The organism is Streptomyces sp. NPDC054932 (genome assembly GCF_053610205.1).
Genome location: NZ_JBSGXU010000110.1, coordinates 16681 through 27997, shown reverse-complemented (window position 1 = coordinate 27997; position 11317 = coordinate 16681). Strand labels below are relative to the sequence as shown.

The window sequence follows — 11317 nt, the reverse complement described above, 5'->3', positions numbered from 1 at the left end:
GTGCACCCTGCGAGGTGCACCGGCCGACGCCGTTCCCGTTCTGCCGTCCGTCGTCCGTTCCGGGATCAGCCGAAGACGGGACCCGTGAACTTCTCGCCCGGCCCCTGGCCCGGCTCGTCCGGCACGATGGAGGCCTCGCGGAAGGCGAGCTGGAGCGACTTCAGGCCGTCCCGCAGCGGGGCGGCGTGGAAGGAGCTGATCTCGGTGGCGCTCGCGGTGACCAGGCCGGCCAGGGCCGTGATCAGCTTGCGGGCCTCGTCGAGGTCCTTGTGCTCGGAGTCCGGCTTGTCCAGGCCCAGGTTGACCGCCGCGGCGCTCAGCAGGTGCACGGCCACCGTGGTGATCACCTCGACGGCGGGCACGTCCGCGATGTCGCGGGTCATGGTGTCGTAGTCGGGGGCGCCGTCGGCAGCGGGGTCGGTGGGGGGTGTCGCGTCAGTCATGCGCCCCACGATATGCCGTGCGGCGGGCTTGCGGCACGGGTGCTAGTATGTACTTCGACCGGCCGGACACTTCTGTGCCCGGCCCACAAGTGGAGGCTCCGTTCTCCCACCTGACCACCCTCCGGGGCGGCGGGTCACCGGTCAGGCGGCATCCATCGTTCCGTACGGACGATGGAAAGCTGCCCGAGTTTACGCCCCGCGGTTTGCACGCGGCGGTGTTCCGGTTGTTTTGGAGCCCCTGCCTGTGCCCGGCGGGGCTTTTTTGATTCTCCCGCTGCGGTCGGTCTGACGGAAATACACGTCAGCGGCTGTCTGCCAGGCAGCCGTGTGGTGCTACCGAGGAGGATCCATCAGCACCGAGCCCCGCATCAACGACCGGATTCGCGTTCCCGAGGTACGGCTTGTCGGTCCCAGCGGCGAGCAGGTCGGCATCGTGCCGCTTGCCAAGGCGCTTGAGCTCGCGCAGGAGTACGACCTCGACCTGGTCGAGGTCGCGGCGTCCGCACGCCCGCCGGTCTGCAAGCTCATGGACTACGGCAAGTTCAAGTACGAGTCGGCCATGAAGGCCCGTGAGGCGCGCAAGAACCAGGCGCACACGGTCATCAAGGAAATGAAGCTCCGGCCGAAGATCGACCCGCACGACTATGACACCAAGAAGGGTCACGTCGTTCGGTTCCTCAAGCAGGGCGACAAGGTCAAGATCACGATCATGTTCCGTGGTCGCGAGCAGTCCCGGCCGGAACTCGGCTACCGACTGCTGCAGCGTCTCGCTTCGGACGTCGAGGACCTCGGGTTCATCGAGTCGAACCCGAAGCAGGACGGCCGAAACATGATCATGGTCCTCGGTCCGCACAAGAAGAAGACCGAGGCGATGGCCGAAGCCCGCGAGGCGCAGGCCGCCCGCAAGGCCGAGCGCCAGGGTGTCGCCCACACCGATGACGAGGCTCCTTCCGAGGAGGCCGCAGTCGAGGTCGAGGACACCACCGAGGTCGCCTCCGCCGAGGCCACCGAGGCCGCTGCCGAAGAGGCTCCGGCCGACGAGGCGAACGCCGAGGCCTGATTCCAGGACACCCCGTCCCGGATCACCCGACACAACATGACGCTCCCGTAAGCCGGTCCCGTACCGGACCGGTGGGAGCGCCACCGACGAGGAGATAACGGCGCCATGCCGAAGAACAAGACGCACAGCGGTACCAAGAAGCGCTTCAAGGTCACCGGCTCCGGCAAGGTGCTCCGTGAGCGCGCCGGCAAGCGCCACCTGCTCGAGCACAAGTCGTCCCGTGTCACCCGCCGCCTCACCGGCAACGCGGAGATGGCTCCCGGCGACGCCGCGAAGATCAAGAAGCTTCTCGGCATCTGACGTCTCCGCTCCCCCCGTCGGGAGCGGACGCACGTCGAGACCGGGACCCCATCGAATTTCGGGCCGTGTGAAGACACCCGCGGCCCCGCTACAAGGAGTTAAAAAGTGGCACGCGTCAAGCGGGCAGTAAACGCCCACAAGAAGCGCCGGGCGATCCTCGAGGCGGCCTCCGGCTACCGCGGTCAGCGTTCGCGCCTGTACCGCAAGGCCAAGGAGCAGGTCACCCACTCGCTGGTCTACAACTTCAACGACCGCAAGAAGCGCAAGGGCGACTTCCGTCAGCTGTGGATCCAGCGCATCAACGCCGCTGCCCGCCAGAACGGCATGACGTACAACCGCCTCATCCAGGGTCTGAAGGCCGCCAACATCGAGGTGGACCGCAAGATCCTCGCGGAGCTGGCCGTCAACGACGCCAACGCGTTCGCCGCGCTCGTCGAGGTCGCGCAGAAGGCGCTTCCGGCCGACGTCAACGCCCCCAAGGCCGCTGCCTAAGGGCTAGCCGGCCCAGCTTTCACGCGGCCGGCCCCCACGGACCCGCAGGCATTCGCCTGCGGGTCCGTGTGCTTTCCCGCCCAGCCCGGAACCCCGAGAGAGAACCGCACACACCATGGGTCACCCCGACGAGCTGATCTCCCCCCGATCCCCGCGGGTGGCCGCCGCCCGGCGACTGGCGCGGCGCAACTTCCGCACCAAGGAGCGCCGCTTCATCGCCGAGGGCCCGCAGGCTGTCCGCGAGGCCGTCGAGCACCGCGGTCCCACGGGCGCGTCGACCCTGATCGAGCTGTTCGCCACCGTCGAGGCCGCCGAGCGCTACTCCGGGATCATCGAGGCGGCCCTGGACGCGGGCGCTCGCGTCCACTACGCCTCCGACGAGGTGCTCGCCGAGGTCTCGCAGACCGTCACCCCGCAGGGCCTGGTCGGCGTCTGCCACTTCCTGGACTCCCCGTTCGAGGAGATCCTGGGGGCCGAGCCCAAGCTCGTCGCCGTGCTCGCGCACGTCCGCGACCCCGGCAACGCCGGTACGGTGCTGCGCTGCGCGGACGCCGCCGGCGCCGACGCGGTGGTGCTGACCGACGCCTCCGTGGACCTCTACAACCCCAAGTCCGTACGCGCCTCCGTGGGCTCCCTCTTCCACCTCCCGGTCGCGGTCGGAGTTCCGGTGGAGCAGGCCGTCGAGGGGCTCCGGGCGGCAGGCGTACGGATCCTGGCGGCCGACGGGGCGGGCGAGGACGACCTCGACGCCGAGCTGGACGCGGGCACCATGGGCGGGCCCTCCGCCTGGGTCTTCGGCAACGAGGCATGGGGCCTGCCGGAGGAGACCAGGGCCCTGGCGGACGCCGTCGTACGGGTCCCGATCCACGGGAAGGCGGAGAGTCTGAACCTCGCGACGGCCGCCGCCGTGTGCCTCTACGCGTCCGCGCGTGCACAGCGGGCGCCCGGAGGGTGCCGCTCCGTGACCCCCAGCTAGTAATGTGGCGGCCCGGGGGCCCACTGCGCTACTCGGAGATGTGGGGTACGGGGACATGACCGTCGGTACGAACAGCTCACCGGAGGCCGGCACGAAGGCCGGTCCGCCGGCGCCGGTCGGCCCCTGCGCCCGTGCGGGCGGGCCCGCCGATGCCGTGCCCCCCGCACTCGCCTCCGAAGCGCTGCGCGGCGTACCGCCGCAGGGCGCGGCCCGCGGGGCGGTACGGGGCGGCGCCCCCGGTGAGGCACTCGGTTTCGGGATCGACCCCGACTGCCTGCCCGACGGGCTCGTCGTCGCCGACGACACCGGGCGGGTGATCTGCTTCAACCGGGCCGCGGCCCGGATGACCGCGACCGACCCCGCACAGGCGCTCGGCACGCGCATCGACCGCGCCCTCCCGCTGGAGGACCTCGAAGGCCGCCGCTGGTGGGCGCTGACCGACCCGTACGGGGGCCTCGCCACCCGTCGCGGACAGCCCGAGCGGAACCTGCTGCTCCCCGGCGGCCGCGAGGTGCTGGTGTCCGCCAGCTACGTCCGCACCCACCCCACCGGCCCGCTGCGCCGCCTCGTGGTCACCCTGCGCGGTACGGAGGCCCGGCGCCGAACCGAGCGCAGCCACGCCGAGCTGATCGCCACCGTCGCCCACGAGCTGCGCTCCCCGTTGACCTCGGTCAAGGGGTTCACGGCCACCCTGCTCGCGAAGTGGGAGCGGTTCACGGACGACCAGAAGCGGCTGATGCTGGAGACCGTCGACGCCGACGCCAACCGTGTCACCCGCCTCATCGCCGAGCTGCTCGACATCTCCCGCATCGACTCCGGCCGCCTGGAGGTGCGCCGGCAGCCGGTGGACATCGCCACCGCCGTCACCCGCCACGTGCAGGCGCTCACCGCGAACGGGCAGGCGCCCGAGCGGTTCCTCGTGAGCGTCAGCCGCCCGCTCCCCGATCTGTGGGCCGATCCGGACAAGATCGACCAGATCCTCGGCAACCTCCTCGAAAATGCGGTGCGCCACGGAGAAGGAACGGTCACCATCGGTGTGTCGCCGCATGAGAAGGGAACCGCCGTCACCGTGTCCGACGAAGGCCCCGGGATCCCCGAGGAGTCGATGGGCCGCGTCTTCACCCGCTTCTGGCGGGGGAGCAAGCGCGGCGGCACCGGCCTGGGCCTGTACATCGTCAAGGGCATCGTGGAGGCCCACGGCGGGACCATCACGGTCGGCCGCGGCCCCGGCGGCGGCGCCGAGTTCCGATTTATCCTGCCCGTGAGCGCCCCCGCGTACCTCACGCAGTAGCCCTGCGGAGAGTCCCGGCAGGCGGCCCACGGGCTCCTTCACCCCCGGCGACCTTTAGACTCGTCCTTTGGCACCTTTGTGTCTCTGTGTCGATCGGTCTGATCGCGCCGTACGGGGACCCACCAGCCAGCCATCGGAAGTACGGGAAGAGATGTCGGCACCGAACAAGTCGTACGACCCTGTCGAGGTCGAGGCACTGAAACCGGAAGAGATCGAGCGCATGCGGGACGAGGCGCTCGCCGCCTTCGCGTCCGCCGGCGACCTCGACGCGCTGCGTGAGGCGAAGACCGCGCACATGGGCGACCGCTCGCCCCTGGCGCTCGCCAACCGCGAGATCGGCGCGCTGCCCCCGCAGGCCAAGGCCGAGGCGGGCAAGCGCGTGGGCCAGGCCCGCGGCGCCGTGAACAAGGCCTTCGGGGCCCGCACGGTCGCGCTCGAGGCGGAGCGCGACGAGCGGGTGCTGGTCGAGGAGGCCGTGGACGTCACGCTGCCCTACGACCGCGTCCCCGCCGGCGCCCGGCACCCCCTGACCACGCTGATGGACCGCATCGCGGACATCTTCGTGGCCATGGGGTACGAGGTCGCCGAGGGGCCGGAGGTGGAGGCCGAGTGGTTCAACTTCGACGCCCTCAACTTCACGCCCGACCACCCGGCGCGCCAGATGCAGGACACCTTCTTCGTCCAGGGGCCCGAGGGCACCCAGGGTGACGAGTCCGGCGTCGTGCTGCGCACCCACACCTCCCCGGTGCAGGCGCGCTCGCTGCTGGAGCGCAAGCCCCCCGTCTACATCGTCTGCCCGGGCCGGGTGTACCGCACCGACGAGCTCGACGCGACGCACACCCCGGTCTTCCACCAGGTCGAGCTGCTCGCCGTGGACGAGGGCCTGACCATGGCGGACCTGCGGGGCACCATCGACCACATGGTCAAGGAGCTCTTCGGCGAGGAGACCACCACCCGGCTGCGCCCGCACTTCTTCCCGTTCACCGAGCCGTCCGCCGAGATGGACATGCAGTGCTACGTGTGCCGCGGCGAGTCGGTGGGCAACCCCGACCGCCCGTGCCGTACCTGCTCCAGCGAGGGCTGGATCGAGCTCGGCGGCTGCGGCATGGTCAACCCCAAGGTGCTCACCGCCTGCGGTGTGGACCCCGAGAAGTACAGCGGGTTCGCCTTCGGCTTCGGCATCGAGCGGATGCTGATGTTCCGTCACAACGTTGAAGACATGCGAGACATGGTCGAGGGTGACGTTCGTTTCACCCGGCCCTTCGGGATGGAGATCTGATGCGGGTCCCGCTTTCGTGGCTGCGGGAGTACGTCGACCTCCCCGCCGGTGAATCCGGTCGCGACATCGCGGCCAAGCTCGTCGACGCCGGCCTCGAGGTCGAGACCGTCGAGCAGCTCGGCGGCGGGCTCAAGGGCCCGCTCGTCGTCGGCCAGGTGCTGACCATCGAGGAGCTCGAGGGCTTCCGCAAGCCGATCCGCTTCTGCACGGTCGACGTCGGCACCGCCAACGGCACCGGTGAGCCTCAGGAGATCGTCTGCGGCGCCCGGAACTTCGCCGTCGGCGACAAGGTCGTCGTGGTCCTGCCCGGCGCCGTCCTGCCGGGCGACTTCGCGATCGCCGCGCGCAAGACGTACGGCAGGACCTCGCACGGCATGATCTGCTCCGGCGAGGAGCTGGGCATGGGCGACGACGGCACGCACGGCATCATCGTGCTGCCGCCGGAGCACGAGGTCGGCACGGACGCGATCGAGCTGCTCCAGCTCGTCGACGAGGTGCTGCACATCGACGTCACCCCGGACCGCGGCTACTGCATGTCCCTGCGCGGCATCGCCCGCGAGGTGGCCACCTCCTACGGCCTGCCGCTGCGCGACCCGGCGCTGCTCGACGTGCCCGGGCCGAACTCGTACGGCTACCCGGTCAAGATCGACGACCCGGCCGGCTGCGACCGCTTCACCGCCCGCACGGTGACCGGACTCGACCCCGACGCGCGCTCCCCGATCTGGCTGTCCCGCCGCCTGCAGAAGGCGGGCATGCGCCCGATCTCGCTCGCCGTGGACATCACCAACTACGTGATGCTGGAGCTCGGCCAGCCGCTGCACGCCTACGACCGTTCGCGGATCGAGGGCACCATCGGTGTCCGCCGGGCCGAGCAGGGCGAGAAGTTCACCACCCTCGACGGGGTCAAGCGCACGCTCGACGCCGAGGACCTGGTGATCACCGACAACAGCGGGCCGATCGGCCTCGCGGGTGTCATGGGCGGCGCCAACACCGAGATCGCCGACTCCGTCACCGACCCCGAGACCGGCCTGGTCACGGGGACCACGGACGTCGTCATCGAGGCCGCGCACTTCGACTCCGTGTCGATCTCGCGCACCGCCCGCCGACTGAAGCTGTCCTCCGAGGCATCCAAGCGCTTCGAGCGGGGCGTCGACCCGCAGGCCGCCGCCGCGGCCGCCCAGCGGACCGTCGACCTGCTCGTGCTCCTCGCGGGCGGCACCGCCGAGGCCGGGGTCACCCAGGTCGTCGCCCCGGGCGCGCCGCGCACCATCGCGATGGCCGCGGACCACCCGGACCGGGTCGCGGGCATGGAGTACGGCCGCGAGACCGTCGTGCGCCGCCTCCAGGAGATCGGCTGCGACGTCTACGGCCAGGACGAGCTCGTCGTCACCGTCCCCTCGTGGCGGGCCGACCTCGCCGAGCCCAACGACCTCGCCGAAGAGGTCATCCGGCTGGAGGGCTACAGCAACCTGCCGTCGACCCTCCCGCAGGTGCCGTCCGGCCGCGGGCTGACCGCCCGGCAGCAGCTGCACCGCCGGGTCGGCCGCGCGCTGGCCGGCGCGGGCTACGTCGAGGCGCTCAGCTACCCGTTCATCGGTGAGGGCGTCTTCGACCAGCTCCAGCTCCCGGCGCACGACGTGGCCCGCCAGGTCGTCAAGCTCGTCAACCCGCTCTCCGACGAGGAGCCGGCGCTGCGCACCACGCTGCTGCCGGGTCTGCTCGGCGCGCTGCGCCGCAACGACAGCCGGGGCAGCCACGACCTCGCGCTCTTCGAGACCGGTTCGGTCTTCCGCGCCGCCGCTCAGCCGGGTGTCGCCGTACGGCTGCCCGTCGACCGGCGTCCCACGGACGAGGAGATCGCCACCCTGGACGCGGCCCTGCCCGCGCAGCCGCGGTACGCCGCGGTCGTGCTGGCCGGCGGGCGCGAGCAGGCCGGCTGGTGGGGCAAGGGCCGTCCGGCCGACTGGGCGGACGCGGTCCAGGCCGCCCGCTCGCTGGCCGTCGAGGCCGGCGCCGAGCTCGTCGTCCGCCAGGGCCAGTACGGCCCCTGGCACCCGGGCCGCTGCGCCGAGCTGGTCGTCACCATCGACGGTGTGGAGCAGGTCATCGGTCACGCCGGTGAACTGCACCCGCGCGTGGTCAAGGCGATGGGCCTGCCGGCCCGCACCAGCGCGATGGAGCTCGACCTGGACCGCCTTGCGGCGGCCGGTGGCGAGGCCCTCCAGGCGCCCCGGATCTCCTCCTTCCCGGTGGCGACCCAGGACGTGGCGCTGATCGTTGACGCGTCCGTTCCCGCGTCCTCGGTGGAGACCGCGCTGCGCAAGGGCGCGGGCGAACTCCTCGAATCGCTGCGGCTGTTCGACGTGTTCACCGGTGAGCAGGTCGGCGAGGGCAAGAAGTCCCTGGCCTACGCGCTGCGCTTCCGCGCGGCCGACCGGACGCTGACCGCCGAGGAGTCCACGGCCGCGCGCGACGCGGCGGTGGCCCTGGCGGGCGAGCGGACCGGGGCGGTGCTCCGGGGCGCGTAACCGTTCCGTACACGAGTGAGGGGCGCATCCGGACCACCGGATGCGCCCCACACTCGTTCGGGTGCAATGCCCGGTGACCCGTGTCCGGGGCGCCGGCCGGTCGGCACAATCGATCCGGCCGGAGGGGAGTCCTACGGATGGTCACGCGTGGAGAGGTGCCCCTGGTGCGCCGGGTCTGTGTCCTGGCCTGGGGCGGCGCCGCGGTGTCCTGGGAACTGTCCACTCCGGGGCGGCTGGTCCCGAGCCTGGCGACCTGCGCCGCCTTCCTGCTGCTGGCCACCGGCTGCGCGCTGCACATCCGGCGCGGGCTGCTGGCAGAGCTGCGCCGCTCCCAGGAGATCGCGGGCGCCGCGCAGCGCGCCCTGCTGCGGCCGCTGCCGGGGCGCATCGAGGGCCTGACGCTGGCCGCGGCGCAGCTGTCGGCGAGCCGGGGCGCGGCGGTGGGCGGTGACCTGTACGAGGCCGTGCCGACGGCGCACGGGATCCGGGTGGTGATCGGGGACGTACGGGGCCACGGGCTGCCGGCGCTGGGGACGGCCGCCGCGGTGCTCGGGGCCTTCCGCGAAGCGGCGTACGACGAGCCCTCACTGGCCGGTGTGCTGCGGCGGATGGAGCGGGCGCTGGGCCGCCACGTCCGTGACCGGGCGCGGGCCGAGCCGGAGTCCGCGGCGGCGGAGGAGTTCGTGACGGTCCTGCTTCTCCAGATCGCCGGGGACGGCACCCTGCTGGCCCTGAACTGCGGCCACCCGTGGCCGTACGTGCTGCGCCCGGCGGCGGTCCTGGAGCACTGCGCTCCGCGCAGCCGGGGCTCCGCAGCGGGCCCCGTGCCCCGAACGCCGGCTGACCCGGTCCGGGCACTGTCCGGTTCGGGGAAGGGGCGGGGCGGGGGAGGTTCCGCGCAGCGGCCCACGCAGGTACTGCCGCCGGCCCGGGGCGAGACGATGCCGCCGCTCGGGGTGGTGCCCGTACCGGCGGACCTGCGGCCACAGTCGTGCGGGGAACTGCGGCCCGGGGAGACGCTGTTCCTGCACACCGACGGGGCCGAGGACGCCCGCGACCGGGCCGGGCGGTTCTTCGACCTGCCCGGCGCCCTCGCGGCGGAGCCGGCGGCCACGCCCACGCGGCTGGTGGCGGGCGTGCACGCCGCTCTGCTGCGGCACACCGGAGGGCGGCTCGCCGACGACGTCGCCCTGCTGGTGCTGCGCAACGACCGGTCCTGACCACCGGCCTCGGACACGCGCGCCGGGCCCGGTGGATGAGCCCGGCGCGCGCTCTCGGCCCGGCCCCTGCCGGGGCGCGGCGACCAACCGGGCGCCGGCGGAGCCGGAACGCGCCGCCCGCCTGCCATGGAGTGTCGGGCAGACAGCAGAACGGGCGGCGCGGTGACGGGTCGTCGCACTGTACGAGGGGGAGCCGACGACCCGAGCTGCCTCTTGGCGAGGCTCTTCAGTGAAGCGCCCCGGGGGGTCCGTGCGGCAGAGTGCGCATCGCATTTATGCGCGTACTCGGTTCACACCCCGTGTGAACCGAGCACCCATTAGCCTGAGACCGACGAGCCCTTGGAGCGGCCCATGCAGCCCAATGTCCTGCTCGACGCCCTCCTCGCCGAGGCGGGCATGTCCCACGCCGGACTCGCCGCGTACGTGAACCAGGCAGGCCGCACCCGCGGACTCGCACTGCGCTACGAACACACCGCCGTGGCGCGGTGGTTGAAGGGCCAGCGGCCCAGGGGGCAGGTCCCCGACCTGATCTGCGAGGTGCTCGGCGGCAGGCTGCGGCGGCCCCTCGGGCTGGACGACATCGGGCTCGGCGCGGCGGACCAGCCCGTTCCGCTGCACGCCTCGCCGCTCAGCGGGTTCGTGGACCGGGCCGCAGCCCTGTGGCGTTCCGACGGTCAGGCGCGGCCCCAGCTGCTCGCGGCCGAGGCGGTCACCGGGACGCCCGCCGTCATCCCGGTGTGGGAATGGGAGAATCCGCCCGAGGACGCCGACGTCTCCCGCGAGGGCCCGACCCCGATCGGTCCCGAGCACATCGAGATCCTGAAGTCCGCCCGCGCCCACTACGAGCTGATGTACCGCCGGGCCGGCGGCCTGGCCACGCGGGACCGGATCGTGCGCTTCCTCGGCAGCGAGACCGCGCCCATGCTGCGCGGGAGCTACTCCGACGACCTCGGCCGCCGACTGCACCGGGCCACGGGGTCCCTGGTGGCGGTGGCGGGGATCTGCGCGTACGACTCGGACGCCCACGGGCTGGCCCAGCGCTACTTCCACCAGGCCCTGCGCCTGGCCAAGGCGAGCGGGGACCGCGGGCTCGGGGCGTACGTCATCGCGCTGATCGTCAACCAGTCCCTGCACCTGCGGGAGTACCGCCAGGCCGTCGCCTTCGCCGAGGCCGCGCTGCGCGCCGCCGGGCGGCACACCACCCCGGCGCTGGCCGCGGACCTGTACGCCATGCAGGCCAAGGCGTACGCCCAACTCGGGGACACCCGGGCCGCACTGGCCTGCATCCGCAAGGCGGAGGCGGCCGCCGCGCGGATCAGCCCGGGCAGCGAACCGGACGAGACCGGCTACGTGCAGCCGGGGCTCGTCAACGTCCAGGTCGCCGAGGCGCTGCTCAGTCTGGGCGATCTGGAGGCCGCGCACGTCCAGGCGGCCGCCGCCGTCGGCACCCCCGCGCACGACCGCGGGCGGGTGCACCGGCTGGCGATGCTGTGCGAGATCCAGCTGCGCCAGGGGGAGGCCGACCGGGCCGCGGCGTCCGCCGCCGAGATGGCCGAGCGGGCCAAGGGCATGGAGTCGCTGCGGCTGCGCGACCGGCTGCGGACGGTCCGCGAACAGCTCCTGACCAGCGGTTGTACGGGTGCGGAGGAGACCGCGAGGCTCATCGACGGGGCGCTGCGCGTTCCGCTGTGACGGGTCAGCTGCTGCCATGTTTGCCACCTGGTCGAA

Annotated in this window: 10 protein-coding genes; 9 read left to right on the top strand and 1 reads right to left on the bottom strand. The window is 72.4% G+C overall.

Features of this window, described 5'->3' with window-relative positions; translation table 11 throughout:
• Positions 1-65: 65 nt before the first annotated feature.
• Positions 66-443 carry a DUF1844 domain-containing protein gene (locus tag ACWGE1_RS26040; protein ID WP_030387119.1) on the bottom strand — a complete coding sequence of 126 codons (378 nt, stop codon included), beginning with the start codon at positions 441-443 and terminating at the stop codon, positions 66-68.
• Positions 444-768: 325 nt separating this feature from the next.
• Here ACWGE1_RS26040 and infC point away from each other — a divergent pair, with 325 nt between their 5' ends.
• From infC to ACWGE1_RS25995, 9 genes are all read left to right on the top strand, one after another.
• Positions 769-1503, top strand: coding sequence for a translation initiation factor IF-3 (infC, locus tag ACWGE1_RS26035; protein ID WP_453422901.1), 735 nt, complete (start codon positions 769-771; stop codon positions 1501-1503).
• 105 nt (positions 1504-1608) lie between these two features.
• A complete protein-coding gene (rpmI, locus tag ACWGE1_RS26030) occupies positions 1609-1803 on the top strand; it encodes a 50S ribosomal protein L35 (RefSeq protein ID WP_030012385.1) in 195 nt (64 codons plus the stop codon).
• Between the two features lie 105 nt (positions 1804-1908).
• Positions 1909-2295: a 50S ribosomal protein L20 gene (rplT, locus tag ACWGE1_RS26025; protein ID WP_007263143.1), complete on the top strand. Its 387-nt coding sequence runs from the start codon at positions 1909-1911 to the stop codon at positions 2293-2295.
• Positions 2296-2410: 115 nt separating this feature from the next.
• Positions 2411-3271, top strand: a complete 861-nt coding sequence (locus ACWGE1_RS26020) for a TrmH family RNA methyltransferase (protein ID WP_453422900.1) — start codon at positions 2411-2413, stop codon at positions 3269-3271.
• A 55-nt stretch (positions 3272-3326) separates the two neighbouring features.
• Positions 3327-4562 (top strand): ATP-binding protein, encoded by a 1236-nt coding sequence (locus tag ACWGE1_RS26015; protein WP_453422899.1) that lies wholly within the window; start codon positions 3327-3329, stop codon positions 4560-4562.
• Positions 4563-4713: 151 nt separating this feature from the next.
• Positions 4714-5841, top strand: a complete 1128-nt coding sequence (gene pheS, locus ACWGE1_RS26010; RefSeq protein WP_453422898.1) for a phenylalanine--tRNA ligase subunit alpha — start codon at positions 4714-4716, stop codon at positions 5839-5841.
• Positions 5841-8369 (top strand): phenylalanine--tRNA ligase subunit beta, encoded by a 2529-nt coding sequence (gene pheT / locus ACWGE1_RS26005; RefSeq protein ID WP_453422897.1) that lies wholly within the window; start codon positions 5841-5843, stop codon positions 8367-8369. The genes pheS and pheT overlap by 1 nt, the downstream gene beginning before the upstream one ends.
• Before the next feature lie 137 nt (positions 8370-8506).
• A complete protein-coding gene (locus tag ACWGE1_RS26000; RefSeq protein WP_453422896.1) occupies positions 8507-9589 on the top strand; it encodes a PP2C family protein-serine/threonine phosphatase in 1083 nt (360 codons plus the stop codon).
• A 351-nt stretch (positions 9590-9940) separates the two neighbouring features.
• Positions 9941-11281, top strand: coding sequence for a transcriptional regulator (locus tag ACWGE1_RS25995; protein WP_453422895.1), 1341 nt, complete (start codon positions 9941-9943; stop codon positions 11279-11281).
• The last annotated feature ends 36 nt before the right edge of the window (positions 11282-11317 follow it).